Below are 15,504 nucleotides of genomic sequence, written 5' to 3' on the forward strand. Positions count from 1 at the left end.
TGCGGGCTTTGTCTCCTCAGCCCAGTACCGCGACGACGAGCGCGGTCGTCGCCGCGGTCTCCGCGAGCGAGCCGAACACGTCGCCGGTGACCCCGCCGAAGCGGCGGACGCAGTGCCGCAGGAGCAGCTCCGCGGCCGCGACGGACAGCAGTACCGCGAGAACGGCACGGACGGCACCGTCCACCCCGAGCAGGGCGCCCCCGGCGGCGGCCGCCCCGGCCACCGCGAGGGCGACGCCCGCCGCACCCGCCGGCGGGACGACCCCGGCGACGGCGGCCCCCAGCCCCCCGGGCCGGGCGGGCGGCACCCCGGCACGCGCGGCGAGGGTGAGGACGAGCCGGGCCGTGACCGCCGCGACCACGGCGGCGAGCGCGCCCCGGGCCCAGGAGTGGCCGTACGCCTGGGCCAGCGCCGCCACCTGCGCCAGCAGTACGAGGACGAGGGTGAGCACGCCGAACGGCCCGATGTCCGACTGCTTCATGATCCGCAGCGCGTCCTCGGCCGGCTTTCCGCTGCCGAGCCCGTCCGCGACGTCGGCGAGCCCGTCGAGATGCAGCCCGCGGGTGAGTGCGGCGGGCACGGCGACGGTGGCGACGGCGGCGAGCGGCGCGCCCGCCCCGAGGAACAGCAGCAGCAGTCCGCAGGCTGCGGCCACGACGCCGACCGCCAGCCCGGCCAGCGGGGCGCACAGCATGCCGCCGCGTGCGGCAGGACGGTCCCAGCGGGTCACCTCGACGGGGAACACGGTGAAGGTGCCGAAGGCGAAGCGGAGGCCGTCGGCCAGGGAGGTCGGGAAGGGCGCGGGCACCGGCGCAGATTACCCGGCGGTCGGCAGGGCGCCCCCGGCGGCCGTGGATAAAGTGCGCTTATGGGACATTGGTTGCAGCGGAACATCGTCGAACCGGGCAAGCTGCCGCTGCTCCTCGCCCTCACCGCCTTCGTCCTCACCTTCCTGGTCACCCGGGCCGTCACCCGGCTGATCCGGGCCGGCAAGGGCCCCTTCGGCAACGTCGAGGCGGGCGGTGTGCACATCCACCACGTCGTACCCGGCGTGATCCTCACCGTCGTCGGCGGCTTCGGCGCGGTGGCGAGCGGACGGCACGGCTTCGGTGCGGCGCTCGGCGCGGTCGTCTTCGGCATCGGCGCCGGCCTGGTCCTGGACGAGTTCGCGCTGATCCTGCACCTCCAGGACGTCTACTGGACGGAGGCCGGCCGCCAGAGCGTCGAGGTGGTCGTCATCACCGCGTCCCTGGTCGGACTGCTGCTGGCCGGGTTCTCGCCGTTCGGCGTCGACGACGTCACCCAGGGCGAACTCCAGGGCCGTGCGAGCGTCGCCCTGGACGTGGCGCTCAACTTCCTCTTCTCGCTGATCGCCCTGAGCAAGGGCAAGGCCAGGATCGCCGTCTTCGGCGTGATCGTGCCCGTCGTCGCCCTGATCGGCGCGCTGCGCCTGGCCCGTCCCGGCTCCCCGTGGGCCAGACGCTTCTACCGGCGCCGGCACCGTGCCCGCGCCAGGGCCCTCCTGCGGGCCTACCACCACGACCGCCGCTGGTCCGGCCCCCGCAGGGCCTTCGAGGACTGGCTCGGCGGCACCCCGGACCCACCCCGCCCCTGACCAGGGGCGCGGGGAACTGCGCGAGCAACCACCCACCGGCCCGCACCTCGGGGTCGAAGGGGCAGCGCCCCTTGAGGACGGGAAGGGAAGGGGCGGCGGGGGCGAGGAAAAGGGGCGGACGCCCCCGGTCACTCGGGCTTTTTCGGCTCCCCGGGCTCTCCGGGCTTTTCCGGCCTCTCCGGAAGCTCCGCCGCCAGCGCCGCAGCCGCCTGCACCAGGGGAAGGGCCAGCAGGCCACCCGCACCCTCGCCCACGGTGACCCCGTGGGTGAGGAGCGGCTCCAGCGCCATCCGGTCCAGCGCCTTCGCCTGCCCCGGCTCCCCGCTGTCGTGCGCGGCCAGCCACCAGTCCGGCGCCCGGAACGCGATCCGCTGGCCCACCAGCGCGCACGCCGCCGTCACGACGCCGTCGAGCACGACCGGCATCTTCCGCACGGCGGCCTGCAGCAGGAAGCCCGTCATCGCGGTGAGATCGGCTCCGCCCACCGCCGCCAGCAGCCGCAACTGGTCGCCGAGCACGGGCCGGGCCCGCCGCAGCGCGTCGCGGATCGCCGCGCACTTGCGCATCCAGGCCAGATCGTCGATGGCCAGCCCGCCGCGCCCGGTGACCACGGACGCGTCCGTCCCGCACAGCGCGCCCACCAGCACGCCCGCCGCCGTGGTGCCGCCCACGCTCACATCGCCGAGCACCACCAGGTCCGTACCGGAGTCGGCCTCCTCGTCGGCCACCGCGACCCCGGCCCGGAACGCCGCCTCGGCCTCCTCGAGGGTCAGCGCGTCCTCGATGTCGACGCGTCCGCTCCCGCGCCGCACCCTGTGCCGTACGACGTCCTCGGGCAGGGTCTTCGGATCGCAGTCCAGGGCCATGTCGACCACCCGCACCGGCACCCCGAGCCGCCGGGCCAGCACGGAGACCGGACGGCCGCCCTCCAGCACCTCGCGCACCAGCTCCCCGGCGCTGCCCGCCGCCCGCGCCGAGACGCCCAGTTCGGCGATCTTGTGGTCACCGGCGAAGAGGACGACCCGCGGCCGTTCGACCGGCCGCACCGGCACCGCGGACTGCGCGGCGGCCAGCCACTCGCCCAGTTCGTCGAGGCGGCCCAGCGACCCGGGCGGTACGACCCGGCGCTCGCGGTACGCCTCCGCGTCACGGCGCACCCCGCCGTCCGGACGCTCGATCAGATCGGTGAAGTCGTCGAGATTAAGCGAGCTCATTCGCCGAACAGTACCGGCCCTGGTCGAACACCACGGAGTCCCAGGCATCGTCGTCGACTTCCCGCCCGCCGGGTGACGCCACCCCGACGTCGTTACGCCTCGGACGGCCATCCGGTCCGTAACGTTTTGCCATGGAATGTCATCCGCACGTGCCGACGTTCCGCTCGCCCGCCCCTGCGTCCCCCCGCCCCCCGTCCGCCCGCCCGTCCACTCGCCCGACCCACCGGGAGCCGCCCATGTCCGTGCCCGACGCACCCATCGCCTCCCCGTCGGCCGCCGTGTCCGGCGCCGGCGCCGTTGTCGTACCCGCCCAGCAGGCCTCCGCGCGGGTGCACGAGCCGCGCCGCGCCGACTGCCCCTGGTGCGGCTCGGCACGGCTGCGCAACCGGCTGCGCACCGGCGACCTGCGGCGGCACCGGCCGGGCCGGTTCACCGTCGACGCCTGCCGGGACTGCGGGCACACCTTCCAGAACCCCCGCCTCACCGCAGAGGGCCTCGCCTTCCACCGGCGGGTGCTGCGCGGAGCCCCCCGGGACGCCGCCACCGACGCCGTCCTCGCGCTGCGCGACGCCCCGCGCCGCCGCCGCGCCACGGCCCGCACGATGCTGCGCTTCGGCGAACCGGAGAGCTGGCTGGACGTCGGCACCGGCCACGCCCGCTTCCCGGACACCGCGCGGGAGTTCTTCCCGTACACCGCGTTCGACGGCACCGACCTCACCCCGCGCGCCGAACGCGCCCGCGCCCTCGGCCGGATCGAGGAGGCCCACATCGGCCCGCTGACGTCCCCACGGCTGCGGGCCCGGGTGGCGGGCCGCTACGACGTGGTCAGCATGCTGTACCACCTCGGGCACACCACCGACCCGAGGGCGGAACTCCACGCCGCCCTCGACGCCCTGCGCCCCGGCGGCCATCTGCTCATCGAGACCCTGGACCCCCGCAGCGCGTTCGCCGCCCTGTTCGGCCGGTGGTGGCTCTCCTACGACCAGCCGCGCCGACTGCACCTGCTCCCGCCGCGCAACCTCCGCGCCGAACTGGAGCGGCTCGGCTGCGAGATCGTCACCACCAGGTCCGGAGCCCCTTTCGGATCCGGCTCCAGGCACCGCGCGGTGCACGTTCCGTACGACCTGGCCGGTGCCACCGCGCTGGCCCTCTCCCAGGCCCTGCCCGCCCCGGACGCCCCCTGGCGCGCCATCCCGCCGACCCCGTTCCAGCGGCACGCGCGCACCGTCCTGCTGCGCGCGGGCGCCCCGGTGGTGGCCGCCGCGGCGCTCACGGACCTCGCGCTGGCCCCGCTGCTGCGGCACACCCCGTTCGCCAACGCGTACCGGATCATCGCGAGGAAGCCGACCGGCTGACCCGGCCCGCCCCGCTCACCCCTTCAGCATCAGCGCCTGCCCCGCCACCACCAGCAGCACCTGCTCGCACTCCTGCGCGAACGCCGCGTTCAGCCGCCCGAGTTCGTCCCGGTAACGGCGGCCGGACGCGGTGGCGGGCACGATGCCCGAGCCCACCTCGTTGGAGACCGCGACCACGGTCCGCCGGGTCGCGCGCACCGCGTCCGTCAGCTCACGCACCCGCTCCCTGAGGGCCCGTTCCCCTCCGTCGGCCCACTCGGCGTCGTCCCACGCCCCGACGGAGTCCATCGCGTCCGTCAGCCACAGCGACAGACAGTCCACCAGCAGCGGCGGCCCGTCGCCCTTCAGCAGCGGCACCAGATCACAGGTCTCGACGGTCCGCCACGACCCGGGCCGCCGCTCCTGATGGGCCGACACCCGGGCCGCCCACTCGGTGTCCCCGTTGCGGGACCCGCCGGTCGCCACGTACAGCACCTCCGGGAGCGTCTCCAGTCGGCGCTCGGCCTCCAGCGACTTGCCCGACCGGGCCCCTCCCAGCACCAGCGTCCGCCGCGGCAGATCGGGTACGTCCTCGTAGGCGCCCACCTCCAGCGTGGTCCCGTCCGGCACGGCGCGCGCCCCGGCCGCCGCGAGCCGACGGCGCGCCTCCGCGCCGGGCGGCACGTCGTGGTCCAGGTGCACGGCGACGACGTCCGTCGTCGGCCCGACCGCGCCCACCGCCCGCAACCGCGCCAGCGCGTCCGGGCGCCCCACGACGTCCAGCAGCACCATGGCGTACGGTTCGGCCGGCTCCTCGAGACCGGCCGGCGCCGCGCCCGGCGGCAGATACAGCAGCCGCTGACCCTCCGGTCCGGTCACCGCGTACCCGGTGCCCGGCGAGTCCAGCGCCACCGCCCGCACCCGGTGGCCCGTCAGCAGTGCAAGCTCCCGTCCGTCCGGCACCCGGCCGGGCTGCGGCAGACCGGCCGGCACCTCGACCGCGGGCCCGTCGTGCGGATGGGAGAGCAGCACCTGGCGCACACCGCCGAGCGAGTGCCCCGCGCGGGCCGCCGCGAACGCCACGCCCGGCATGAGGTCGAGCAGCAGCGAGCCGTCCACCAGCAGCGCGGTCGCCGCGCGCGCATGCGGGCCGGCGGCGGACGCGCAGGCGGCGCAGGGACAGTCGGGGCGGGGCAGTCCCGCCGGGGCACCGGTACCGAGCAGAGTGAGTTCCACGGACCCGATTTTCACCCGTCCCCACGGCTCCTGCGCGCCCGACCGGGCAACCACCCCACATGATCCACCGCACGGCCCCCGCGTCCTGCCCTAGTCTCTTGCAAGGAGCCGGACCGAGATCCGGCCCCTGTTGTGCAGTGTGCTGAGACCCACGGAGGCGTACATGGCGGCATGGACGTGGCGGTTCGAGAAGGCCGACGGGACGCAGGTCGAGCCCGCGGTGCAGCCGGAGGAGTTCACCACGCAGGGGGACGCCGAGTCCTGGATCGGGGAGAACTGGAAGGCCCTGCTGGAGGGCGGTGCCGACCAGGTGCGGCTGCTGGAGGACACCACGGAGATCTACGGGCCGATGAGCCTCCACGCGGACCAGGCGAGCACCGAGGCCTGAGAGCCGGGTTCACGGGCGAGGGCCCCGGCCCTCGCCCCCTCCGGGGCCGGCCGCGTCCTCTGGGCTCGTCTGCGTTCGTCTGGGCTCGTCTGCCCGCGCCCGCGTCAGCCCCGTACGCCGCACAGGTGCAGCAGCGCCGCCACCCCGCGGTAGGGGTCCGTCCGCCCGGCCCGCTCCTCGACCTCCAGGAGGGTCGCCAGGTCGTCCGGGACGCCGGGGGCGCGCGTGCCGTCGTCCGCCGCCGTGTCCGTGAAGACCCGCACGCCGTACCAGGTGTGCAGCGGAGCCCCGAGCCCGGCGAGTGTCGCCGTCAGCTTCTGCAGCCGGTCGGCCCGTATCTCGAGCCCCGACTCCTCGTCCACGTGGCAGGTCGCGTCGAACGCGGTCAGCGCGCCGGCCCAGTCGCCGCGCAGGCCGGACCGCATCGCGGGCGCGTCACCGTTGCGCACCAGCAGCGACAGCAGTCCGCCGGGGGCGAGCATCCGGGCCAGCCCCGCCACCAGCGGGTCCGGCTCCGTCACGTGCATGAGCACGCCGTGGCAGAGCACCACGTCGAAGCTGCCCGGCAGGAAGTGCACACCGGTGTCCCGGCCGTCGCCCTCGACGACCCGCACCCGTTCCCGGATGCCTTCGGGCTCCCGGGCGAGCGCCGCACGCGCGGCGGCGAGCAGCTCCGGATCCCGCTCGAGACCGGTCACCGAGTGACCGGCCCGCGCCAGCCGCAGCGCCTGCGAGCCCCGGCCCATGCCGACGTCGAGCACGCGCAGCCGCCGCCCGACCGGGAACCGCCCCGCTATCTGCTCGTCCAGCTGACGGGCCGCCAGCTCCAGCCGTACGACCTCCCGCAGGCCACCGGGCTCGCCCGGCCCGCCCGGCCCGCCGGTCCCGACCGGCGAGGCCGGCGCGGGCACCACGGACTGCGCCGGACGCACCGCCGGGCCCGCCGAGGGCGCCCGGCCCTCGGCGAACGGCAGGGTGCTCAGGGCTGCTCTCCGCGCTTGACCTGGGGCTTGGGCAGCCGCAGCCGGCGCATCTGGAGCGAACGCATCAGGGCGTAGGCGACGGCACCGCGCCGGTTGTCGGTGGGGAAGCGCTCGGCCAGCCGCTTCTTCAGCCGGAAGCCGGTCACGATGGAGTCGAGCACGATCGTCACGATCACGAGCAGCCACAGCAGCAGCGCGATGTTCTGCAACTGGGGGACCCGGACCATGCTCAGCACCAGGATGATCACGGCCATCGGCAGGAAGTACTCCGCGATGTGGAACCGCGAGTCGACGAAGTCGCGCGCGAAGCGGCGCACCGGCCCCTTGTCACGAGCGGGCAGGTAGCGCTCGTCGCCGCTGGCCAGCGCCTGGCGCTGACGCTCCATCGCGGCCCGGCGCTCGTCTCGCTGCCGTTTGCTCGCCTCCTTGCGCGTCATCGACGTGTTGGCCACGCTGCGACGCTGGGTCTGGGCCACGCTGCGCTTGGGCGTGGGACGGCCCTTGGGGGCCTCCGGGTGGCGGGTCTGCTTGGAGTCGGTCACCGCCGCCTTGTCGGCGTGGGCCTTCTCTTCCTTGGCACGGCTACGGAACACAAAACCCAAGGGTACGGGGTATCCGGGGTTGGACCCCAGTCCCGGGGGGAACGATCCGGCAACACCAGTCGTCTGTAGAAGGACAGGCAGAGGGGACGTTGTGCACGTCTTGGGGTGTGTTGTCCCGTCCGCCCCGGGGTTCACCTACTCCCTGGGCCGGATCGGGCGGCCGCTCAGTCGTCCTTGGGGATGAGCGCATCCGTCCCCGAACAGTGCGGTAATGGATGCAGGGCCCGTACTGTGGGTTCTGTCGCAGAGCTGTGAGCCGGAGTCCGTCAGAAGGGGGCGCGCGAAGCCCATGAGCGGTGTCATGAAGCGTATGGGGATGATCTTCCGCGCGAAGGCGAACAAGGCCCTTGACCGGGCCGAGGATCCGCGCGAGACCCTCGATTACTCGTACCAGAAGCAGCTGGAGCTGCTCCAGAAGGTCCGGCGCGGTGTCGCCGACGTGGCGACCAGCCGCAAGCGTCTGGAGCTCCAGCTCAACCAGCTCCAGTCCCAGTCGGGCAAGCTGGAGGACCAGGGGCGCAAGGCGCTCGCGCTGGGCCGGGAGGACCTGGCCCGCGAGGCGCTCTCCCGCCGTGCCGCCCTCCAGCAGCAGGTGACCGATCTGGAGACGCAGCACGCCACGCTCCAGGGCGAGGAGGAGAAGCTCACCCTCGCGGCCCAGCGGCTGCAGGCCAAGGTCGACGCCTTCCGCACGAAGAAGGAGACCATCAAGGCCACGTACACGGCGGCCCAGGCGCAGACCCGGATCGGCGAGGCATTCTCCGGCATCTCCGAGGAGATGGGCGACGTCGGGCTGGCGATCCAGCGCGCCGAGGACAAGACCGCCCAGCTCCAGGCGCGGGCCGGCGCCATCGACGAACTGCTCGCCTCCGGCGCCCTGGACGACCAGTCCGGCATGCACAAGGACGACATCCAGGCCGAGCTGGACCGGCTCTCGGGTGGTACGGATGTGGAGCTGGAGCTGCAGCGCATGAAGGCCGAGCTGGCGGGAGGCCCCTCCGCCGGGCAGCAGGCCATCGAGGGCGGCGACGAGCAGTCCCGGGCCCAGCAGCCGCAGGACACCCCGCGGTTCGACAAGCAGTGACCGCCGCACGGGAAGCCGTGCCGACGACCGAGGTCCTCGCCGGGACCCAGGAGGCCGACATGATCGTACGGGTCATGGGGGAGGGGCAGGTGGCTCTGGCAGAGAGCCACCTCGCCGAGTTGAACAAACTGGACGAGGAACTCCTCACCGAGATGGAGACCGGTGACGGCCCCGGTTTCCGCCGCACCCTCACCGCCCTGCTCTCCAGGGTCCACGAGCTCGGCGAACCGCTGCCGGACGAGGCGCTGGAACCCTCCGACCTCATCCTGCCCGCCCCGGACGCCACCATCGAGGAGGTCCGGGAACTGCTCAGCGAGGACGGGCTGATCCCGGGCCCGTGAACCGCAGGTCCGTGAACCGCAGGCCCGGGAAACCCGGGCCTGCCGGGTCCTCCCACGGGCGGTCCACGACCGGCCCGCGCACCGGGTGCCGCACCGGACCTCACGGCGGCACCGCGGACGCCGTACGGTGAACGGTCGTGAGCACCCTCCAGCGCGCCCGGTGCCGGCTGCGCGCCCATCCCTTCGCCCTGGACGCCGCCCTGGCCGCGGGCGTCCTGGTGTGCATGGTGGCGGGATCCTTCGTGGACCCGCACGGCCCGCACGGCGTCACCTGGGAGCTGCGCACCCCCGACCCGCTCAGCCTGACCCTCATGACCCTCGGCGCCGCCGCGCTGGTCCTCCGGCGCCGGGCACCCCGCACGGTCCTCGCCCTCACCGGCGCCGCCTCCGTGGCCGAGTCCGTCACCGGCGACCCCCGCGCCCCGGTCGCGATGTGCGTGGTCGTCGCGCTCTACACCGTCGCCTCCACCACCGACCGCCCCACCACCTGGCGGGTCGGCCTGCTCACCATGACCGTCCTCACCGGCGCCGCCATGATCGCCGGCCCGCTGCCGTGGTACGCCCAGGAGAACCTAGGGCTCTTCGCCTGGACCGGGATCGGCGCCACCGCCGGGGACGCCGTCCGCAGTCACCGCGCCTTCGTCCAGGCCATCCGGGAACGCGCCGAGCGGGCCGAACGCACCCGTGAGGAGGAGGCCCGCCGCCGGGTCGCCGAGGAACGGCTGCGCATCGCCCGCGACCTGCACGACGTGGTCGCCCACCACATCGCCCTGGTCAACGTCCAGGCCGGGGTCGCCGCCCACGTCATGGACAAGCGGCCCGACCAGGCCAAGGAGGCCCTCGCCCACGTCCGGGAGGCCAGCCGCTCGGCGCTGGGCGAACTGCGCGCCACCGTCGGCCTGCTGCGTCAGTCCGACGACCCCGAGGCACCCACCGAACCCACCTCCGGCCTGGACCGCCTCGACGAACTCGCCGGGACCTTCCGCAGCGCCGGCCTGCGGGTCCTGGTCGCCCGCGAGGACCAGGGTCCCGCGCTGCCCGCCGCCGTCGACCTGGCCGCCTACCGGGTCATCCAGGAGGCCCTCACCAACGTCCAGAAGCACGCCGGCGGCGAGGCGAAGGCGGAGGTCAGCGTCGTCAGGGTGGGGCCCCGCATCGAGATCACCGTCCTCGACGACGGCACCGGCGACGACGGGCACGGCGACGGCGGCCACGGTGACGGCGGACAGGGCGACGGACAGGGCGACGGGCACGGCGGCGGGCACGGCCTGCTCGGCATGCGGGAACGCGTCACCGCCCTGCGCGGCACCCTCACCACCGGCCCCCGCTTCGGCGGCGGGTTCCGCGTCCATGCGATCCTGCCCCTCGAGCCCGGCACGTCCACAGCCCAGGACGGCCCGTGACCAGCGCCCCCCGGGGGGAATCCGTATGACGATCCGAGTCCTGCTCGCCGACGACCAGGCGCTGCTGCGCAGTGCGTTCCGCGTCCTCGTCGACTCCGAGCCGGACATGGAGGTGGTGGGCGAGGCGTCCGACGGCGCCGAGGCGGTCCGCCTCGCCCGTGAACGGCGCGCCGACGTCGTCCTCATGGACATCCGGATGCCCGGCACCGACGGCCTCGCGGCCACCCGGCTGATCAGCGCCGACCCCGAACTCGACGGGGTCCACGTGGTCATCCTGACGACCTTCGAGGTCGACGACTACGTGGTGCGGTCGCTGCGGGCCGGCGCCTCCGGCTTCCTCGGCAAGGGCTCCGAACCCGGGGAACTGCTGAACGCCATCCGGATCGCCGCCGAGGGGGAGGCACTGCTGTCCCCGGCCGCCACCAAGGGCCTGATCGCCCGCTTCCTCGCCCAGGGGGGCACCGCCGACGACGCCGACCGCGACCCGGCCCGCGCGCAGCGGCTCGACTCGCTGACCGGGCGGGAGCGCGAGGTGCTGGTCCTGGTCGCCGGCGGCCACTCGAACGACGAGATCGCCGAACGCCTGGAGGTCAGCCCGCTGACCGTGAAGACCCACGTCAACCGGGCCATGGCCAAGCTCGGCGCCCGCGACCGGGCCCAGCTGGTGGTGACCGCCTACGAGTCGGGGCTGGTCCGCCCGAGGGTGGAGTGAACGCCACCGCGCGTACTGCGGGGGGAGTAGCCGCCGCCCGAGGAACAGGACCTCGGGCCTACGGATCGGTCCCCGCCGATGCCCCAGTGTGGAGAACGGACGCCCCTTGGCGCCCGCCCCTGCCCCCTCCAGGTGCCTCTCCTCGCTGGACGACGTCACCGACGTCACCAGCGACCTGTCGCAGAGCGTGCCGCGCATCTCGGTCAAGGCCGACTCCGGTGCCGCCGCGGCCGGTTTCGACGACCAGACGCTCGGTGCGGCCGTCGCCCAGGCGGTACGGGGCACCCCGGCCGCCAGGGTGGTGCTGGACGACACCGAGCGGGACGTCGTCATCCGCTCGGACCGGCCGGCCACCACCCTGGCCGAACTGAAGAAGCTGCCGCTCGGTCCGGTGAAGCTGGGTGACATCGCCACCGTCGAGCTGGTGGACGGCCCGGTCTCCATGACCCGGATCGACGGCCAGCGCTCGGCCACCGTCACCGCCCGGCCGATCGGAGACAACACCGGCGCGGTCAGCGCGGAACTCCAGGCCGAGATCAACGCGCTGAAGCTCCCGGCGGGCGCGACGGCCGAGATCGGCGGCGTGACCGCCGACCAGGACGATGCCTTCGGCAACCTGCTCCTGGCGATGCTGGCCGCGATCGCGATCGTCTTCATGCTGCTGGTCGGTACCTTCCGGTCGCTCGCCCAGCCGCTGATCCTGCTGGTCTCCATCCCGTTCGCGGCGACCGGCGCGCTCGGCCTGCTGCTCGTCACCGGCACCCCGATGGGCGTCCCGGCGATGATCGGCATGTTGATGCTGATCGGCATCGTGGTGACCAACGCGATCGTGCTGATCGACCTGATCAACCAGTACCGCGACCGCGGCCACGGCATCGTCGAGGCCGTGATCGAGGGCGGCCGCCACCGGCTGCGCCCGATCCTGATGACGGCCCTGGCGACGATCTTCGCCCTGCTCCCGATGGCGCTCGGCGTCACCGGCGAAGGCGGCTTCATCGCCCAGCCGCTCGCGGTGGTGGTCATCGGCGGGCTGATCACGTCGACCCTGCTCACCCTGCTCCTGGTCCCGACCCTCTACGCCATGCTGGAACTCCGCAAGGAGCGGCGCGCGAAGAAGGGCGTAGCCGTGGAGCCGGAGGCGTCTGAGGAGCCGGAACCGGCCCAGGCCTGACACCCCGTCCGCACGCAGAAGGGGCGCCCCGTGAAGCCATCACGGGGCGCCCCTTCGTACGTGCCTACGCTTTCAGCGAGTTGACGAAGACGTCCCAGGCGGTGGCTGGGACGACGATCACGGGGCCGCGGGGGGTCTTGCTGTCGCGTACGGGGACAGTGCCGGGGAAGTCCTCGGAGATCTCGACACAATTACCCCCGTTCGCGTTGCTGTAGCTGCTCCGACGCCAAGTGGTGGAGTTCAGCTCGGGGGTGTGCTGCATGGTTTGTAGTCCTCCATTGCCTCTCGAATCGGCTCCGCCGAGGCGGCTGGCGAGAGGGCCTTGGCGCGGAGAACTTCGTACCGCCGTCGCCACTTCTTCGCCGAGTCCCGATCCTCGTAGAGGTGTCCGACCTCGATGCCCTCTTCATAGGCCACGGTGGAGCCGTTGGGAAGGGTCAGCAGGGTCAGCGAGGCGCCCATCAGGTAGTACGGGCCGGCGTTGAAGGGCATCACCTGGACCTTGCTGTCGGGAGTATCCACCTGCGCGAGCAGCAAGGCCAGTTGTTTGTACGTGCACTCCCTACTGCCCATCTGCCGCCGGAGCACGGACTCATCGATGATCGCCCAGCGCAGTGGGGACTGCACGGAGTTGAGCCGGTCCTTGCGGGACATACGTGCGTTGACGAGTTCCTCCGCCTTCTCCTGGGAGAGTTCTTCCTGGAGGCCGAGCTGGGCTTGGGCGTACTCCTTGGTCTGCAACAACCCAGGAATCACTTGTGGTTCGTAGTTCTCGATGACCTCCGCCTGCGCCTCGAAGTCCATGAACCGGCGGTACTGGTCCGGATGCGCCTCGCGCTTGGCCAGCTCGTACAGCCCGTGGAAGTGCCGGTCCGTGCCGAACGCGGCGTCCAGCCGGTCCGGCAGGTCCGGCGGCGGCATCAGCTCCGCCGTCTCGATGCGGGCCAGCGTGCTCTTGCTGGAGTTGAGGATGTCCGCGAGCTGGAGCAACGACAGCCGGGCGGCCTCGCGATGACGACGCTGTTCGGCGCCGAAGTAGTGGCGGGCGGACAGATAGGGGGTCAGGGTCTGCGGCTTGAACGTCATCGGCTGCCTCTCTGGCTGATCGTCTCGTTCTCCACGCTGGGACGCGGCGCTCCTGGTGCGAACTGGCCCCGCAGCGCGACGATGACGACACAGAAAGTAACGAAGGCGGATCCGGCTCCGCAGCGAAACGGCCGGATCTCACCGGAGGGAGCGACAGGATGATCCGCGACGCACGGGACGGCGCGCCCCTACGGCTGCTGCCGTGGACGACACCGGAGGGCGCCCCCTGCTACCTGAGCACGGACGACCCGCGCAGCCGACTCTCCTGCCTGGCCGACGAGTTGGAGGCCGACCTGCTCGACTCGGCCGAGACGGTCCTGGCCCATGCCAAGCCGCTGCTCGTCGACGAGCGCACGGGGGGGCGGGAGTTGCGCTTCGCGGGCACCCGCCTCGCCGAAGCCCTCACGGACGCACTCCGCATCGCGACAAGCCGAGGAGCCCGCCTGCCGGAGCTGTGAACGGGTTGGTCCGCGCTGCCGTCCGGTGGCTCGGAGGCGTCCGCTCCGTGGTCCGTCCCGGGCGGGCAGGGCTCGGGCATGGGCAGCGCGACCGAACTCGCCGCTGGCGGTCACGCTCTGGACGTGGTGGCCGCGTACGGCGAGGGTGCGGCGGGTCTGACCGCTGTGTTCGCCGAGCGTGATGCTGACGACGGGGGCCTGGCCGAGGGGACGTCGGCCGTGGCGTGGTGCGCCAGGGCGGTTCGGCGGCGTCGACCGTGACGGCTTTCTGTGCCCTGCTGCCGCCCGGGTAGGTGATGTCGGCGCCGCCCTTGCCGAGGACCTCGTAGGTCACCGCGGCGGTGGGGCTGGGGTCGTTGCGTTCGGTGGACTCGTCCTTGCCGGTGCTGAACGATGGTTGCTACGTCGTGAAGTGTGCCGAATCTCAGGCCGGACCTGCGGTCGGTTCGAGCGCTTTTCCCATGAGGCTCACCAGGCTGAGCAGGTCGTCGGTGTCAAGCCGGGCGAAGGGGCTCAGGGCCAGTGTTGCCTCGATCACCGCGGACCGTACCCGCCGGCCGTTTTCCGTGAGCGCCACGACGCGAGAACGGCGGTCGGCGGGGTCGGCGGAACGTTCGACGAGTCCCCGATCGGTGAGCTGATTCATGACGAAGCTGAGGTTGGGTGCGTTGCAGTACAGCCGACCGGCCAATTCCTTCATCGAGGGCGGTGCCTCGGTCGGTTCGATCGCCCAGAGTGCCTGAGCAGTTGCGTGTGTCAGACCGTGCTCAGCCAGGACGGCGTCGATCCGGTCGCTGGTCTGCATGAAGATCTCGTGGTTTGCCACCACCGCTGCCTCAAGGGAACTTCGGGTCATGGTCTCATCCTAGCCTTTTCACTTCGAGTCTCGAAGTGTTATTTTGATTCGAGACTCGAAGTATCTGCCCTCCCTCCCGCTGTGGACACGAGGCGTCGTCGGAGCGGGACGCTCCCCGGTCCCGTCTCCCCGAGACCTGTCCGCTCGGACGCGGCCCGGCGCCCAGCCGAACAGGAAGCACTCACGCATGCACGACTACACGAACACCACCGCCGTGGTCACCGGCGCTTCGAAGGGGCTGGGGGAGGCTTACGCACTGGAACTCGCCTCCCGAGGCGCACACCTCATCCTTGTCGCCCGCTCGGCCGACGCACTCCACACCCTTGCCGGGCAGATCCGGAAGGTGTACTCCGTCCGCGTCGATGTGATCGCCGCGGACCTGTCGGACCGGCGGCCCCCACAGACGGTGGTCGACGCCATCGAGGAACTCGGCCTGGACGTAGACCTCCTGGTCAACAACGCCGGGATGGGGTCGGTGGGGCCCTTCCTCGACCGCCCCCTCGAACCCAACCTTCAGTCCGTCGACGTGAACGTCACCGCACTGATCGGCCTGGCCCACCCCCTGGGCACCGGCATGGTCGAACGCGGCTGCGGCGGCATCGTCAACGTCGCCTCCACCGCCGCGTTCCAGCCCATGCCGTACCAGGCCAGTTACGCCGCCACCAAGGCATTCGTGCTCTCGTTCACCGAGGCGCTCGCCGAGGAGGCCCGCAATACCGGCGTACGCGTGATGGCGGCCCACCCGGGAGCCACCGACACAGGATTCTTCGACCGTACGACCGCGTCCATGGACCCGAAGACCACGGACACCCCAGCCGGCGTCGCTGCCAAAACACTCGACGACTTCGCACGCGGCCGGTCCGTCTCCTTCCCCGGACGCACCTCCAACCGCGCCGGAACCTGGGCGTCGCGCCTGCTTCCCCGGACCACAGTCGCCCGCATCACCGGCAACCTCAACCGCAAGGCCGGATACGACGACGTCAGCGACCTCGACCCCGCCACTTCGTGACGCCAGAACCTG

At 72.8% G+C, this 15,504-nt stretch carries 18 protein-coding genes and 1 pseudogene; 11 read left to right on the top strand and 8 right to left on the bottom strand.

The genetic code is table 11. The features are described 5' to 3' along the window. Positions 1-16 precede the first annotated feature (16 nt). The gene (locus ACTWJ9_RS24695) at positions 17-808 is read right to left on the bottom strand and encodes an adenosylcobinamide-GDP ribazoletransferase (protein ID WP_387039617.1); all 792 of its coding nucleotides are present in this window, start codon (positions 806-808) and stop codon (positions 17-19) included. Positions 809-868: 60 nt separating this feature from the next. Here ACTWJ9_RS24695 and ACTWJ9_RS24700 point away from each other — a divergent pair, with 60 nt between their 5' ends. Beyond that, positions 869-1,615: a hypothetical protein gene (locus tag ACTWJ9_RS24700; protein ID WP_279336455.1), complete on the top strand. Its 747-nt coding sequence runs from the start codon at positions 869-871 to the stop codon at positions 1,613-1,615. Between the two features lie 128 nt (positions 1,616-1,743). Here ACTWJ9_RS24700 and cobT read toward each other — a convergent pair whose 3' ends face one another. Continuing rightward, positions 1,744-2,829, bottom strand: coding sequence for a nicotinate-nucleotide--dimethylbenzimidazole phosphoribosyltransferase (gene cobT, locus ACTWJ9_RS24705; RefSeq protein ID WP_279336456.1), 1,086 nt, complete (start codon positions 2,827-2,829; stop codon positions 1,744-1,746). 236 nt (positions 2,830-3,065) lie between these two features. Here cobT and ACTWJ9_RS24710 point away from each other — a divergent pair, with 236 nt between their 5' ends. Beyond that, positions 3,066-4,184 (top strand): class I SAM-dependent methyltransferase, encoded by a 1,119-nt coding sequence (locus ACTWJ9_RS24710; protein ID WP_443294795.1) that lies wholly within the window; start codon positions 3,066-3,068, stop codon positions 4,182-4,184. 15 nt (positions 4,185-4,199) lie between these two features. On the opposite strand, the gene ACTWJ9_RS24715 is transcribed toward ACTWJ9_RS24710, so the two are convergent. Then, on the bottom strand, positions 4,200-5,399 hold the full coding sequence (locus ACTWJ9_RS24715; protein WP_443294796.1) for a bifunctional adenosylcobinamide kinase/adenosylcobinamide-phosphate guanylyltransferase: 1,200 nt from the start codon (positions 5,397-5,399) through the stop codon (positions 4,200-4,202). A gap of 163 nt (positions 5,400-5,562) precedes the next feature. Between ACTWJ9_RS24715 and ACTWJ9_RS24720 the strand changes: the two genes are divergently transcribed. Then, a complete protein-coding gene (locus ACTWJ9_RS24720) occupies positions 5,563-5,787 on the top strand; it encodes a hypothetical protein (protein WP_109377633.1) in 225 nt (74 codons plus the stop codon). Positions 5,788-5,891: 104 nt separating this feature from the next. Here the strand turns inward: ACTWJ9_RS24720 and ACTWJ9_RS24725 are convergent, their stop codons facing one another. Together ACTWJ9_RS24725 and ACTWJ9_RS24730 are read right to left on the bottom strand one after the other, a co-directional pair. Next, positions 5,892-6,611 (bottom strand): class I SAM-dependent methyltransferase, encoded by a 720-nt coding sequence (locus ACTWJ9_RS24725; protein ID WP_443295924.1) that lies wholly within the window; start codon positions 6,609-6,611, stop codon positions 5,892-5,894. A gap of 155 nt (positions 6,612-6,766) precedes the next feature. Beyond that, the gene (locus ACTWJ9_RS24730; protein ID WP_387039621.1) at positions 6,767-7,402 is read right to left on the bottom strand and encodes a DUF3043 domain-containing protein; all 636 of its coding nucleotides are present in this window, start codon (positions 7,400-7,402) and stop codon (positions 6,767-6,769) included. 259 nt (positions 7,403-7,661) lie between these two features. On the opposite strand from ACTWJ9_RS24730, the gene ACTWJ9_RS24735 reads away from it, so the two are divergent. The 5 genes and pseudogenes from ACTWJ9_RS24735 to ACTWJ9_RS24755 form a co-directional block, all read left to right on the top strand. Further along, positions 7,662-8,456, top strand: coding sequence for a PspA/IM30 family protein (locus ACTWJ9_RS24735; RefSeq protein WP_279336459.1), 795 nt, complete (start codon positions 7,662-7,664; stop codon positions 8,454-8,456). A 59-nt stretch (positions 8,457-8,515) separates the two neighbouring features. Continuing rightward, the gene (gene pspAA / locus ACTWJ9_RS24740) at positions 8,516-8,797 is read left to right on the top strand and encodes a PspA-associated protein PspAA (protein ID WP_279338090.1); all 282 of its coding nucleotides are present in this window, start codon (positions 8,516-8,518) and stop codon (positions 8,795-8,797) included. Positions 8,798-8,934: 137 nt separating this feature from the next. Beyond that, positions 8,935-10,200, top strand: coding sequence for a sensor histidine kinase (locus ACTWJ9_RS24745; protein WP_279336460.1), 1,266 nt, complete (start codon positions 8,935-8,937; stop codon positions 10,198-10,200). Between the two features lie 25 nt (positions 10,201-10,225). After that, a complete protein-coding gene (locus tag ACTWJ9_RS24750; RefSeq protein ID WP_279336461.1) occupies positions 10,226-10,912 on the top strand; it encodes a response regulator transcription factor in 687 nt (228 codons plus the stop codon). 136 nt (positions 10,913-11,048) lie between these two features. Beyond that, a pseudogene (locus tag ACTWJ9_RS24755) lies at positions 11,049-12,083 on the top strand (efflux RND transporter permease subunit); the annotation flags it as partial. A gap of 64 nt (positions 12,084-12,147) precedes the next feature. On the opposite strand, the gene ACTWJ9_RS24760 reads toward ACTWJ9_RS24755, so the two are convergent. Together ACTWJ9_RS24760 and ACTWJ9_RS24765 are read right to left on the bottom strand one after the other, a co-directional pair. Further along, the gene (locus ACTWJ9_RS24760; protein WP_279336462.1) at positions 12,148-12,345 is read right to left on the bottom strand and encodes a DUF397 domain-containing protein; all 198 of its coding nucleotides are present in this window, start codon (positions 12,343-12,345) and stop codon (positions 12,148-12,150) included. Further along, a complete protein-coding gene (locus ACTWJ9_RS24765; RefSeq protein WP_279336463.1) occupies positions 12,324-13,169 on the bottom strand; it encodes a helix-turn-helix domain-containing protein in 846 nt (281 codons plus the stop codon). Before ACTWJ9_RS24765 ends, ACTWJ9_RS24760 begins: the two co-directional genes overlap by 22 nt. A gap of 158 nt (positions 13,170-13,327) precedes the next feature. On the opposite strand from ACTWJ9_RS24765, the gene ACTWJ9_RS24770 reads away from it, so the two are divergent. Then, on the top strand, positions 13,328-13,627 hold the full coding sequence (locus tag ACTWJ9_RS24770) for a hypothetical protein (RefSeq protein WP_279336464.1): 300 nt from the start codon (positions 13,328-13,330) through the stop codon (positions 13,625-13,627). 78 nt (positions 13,628-13,705) lie between these two features. Beyond that, positions 13,706-13,888, top strand: coding sequence for a hypothetical protein (locus ACTWJ9_RS24775; RefSeq protein ID WP_279336465.1), 183 nt, complete (start codon positions 13,706-13,708; stop codon positions 13,886-13,888). A 163-nt stretch (positions 13,889-14,051) separates the two neighbouring features. On the opposite strand, the gene ACTWJ9_RS24780 is transcribed toward ACTWJ9_RS24775, so the two are convergent. Further along, positions 14,052-14,483, bottom strand: coding sequence for a MarR family winged helix-turn-helix transcriptional regulator (locus ACTWJ9_RS24780; protein ID WP_279336466.1), 432 nt, complete (start codon positions 14,481-14,483; stop codon positions 14,052-14,054). 187 nt (positions 14,484-14,670) lie between these two features. Here ACTWJ9_RS24780 and ACTWJ9_RS24785 point away from each other — a divergent pair, with 187 nt between their 5' ends. Further along, on the top strand, positions 14,671-15,492 hold the full coding sequence (locus ACTWJ9_RS24785) for an SDR family NAD(P)-dependent oxidoreductase (RefSeq protein ID WP_279336467.1): 822 nt from the start codon (positions 14,671-14,673) through the stop codon (positions 15,490-15,492). The last annotated feature ends 12 nt before the right edge of the window (positions 15,493-15,504 follow it).

It is taken from the genome of Streptomyces sp. GDS52 (genome assembly GCF_052246875.1).
Lineage (GTDB): Bacteria > Actinomycetota > Actinomycetes > Streptomycetales > Streptomycetaceae > Streptomyces > Streptomyces cathayae.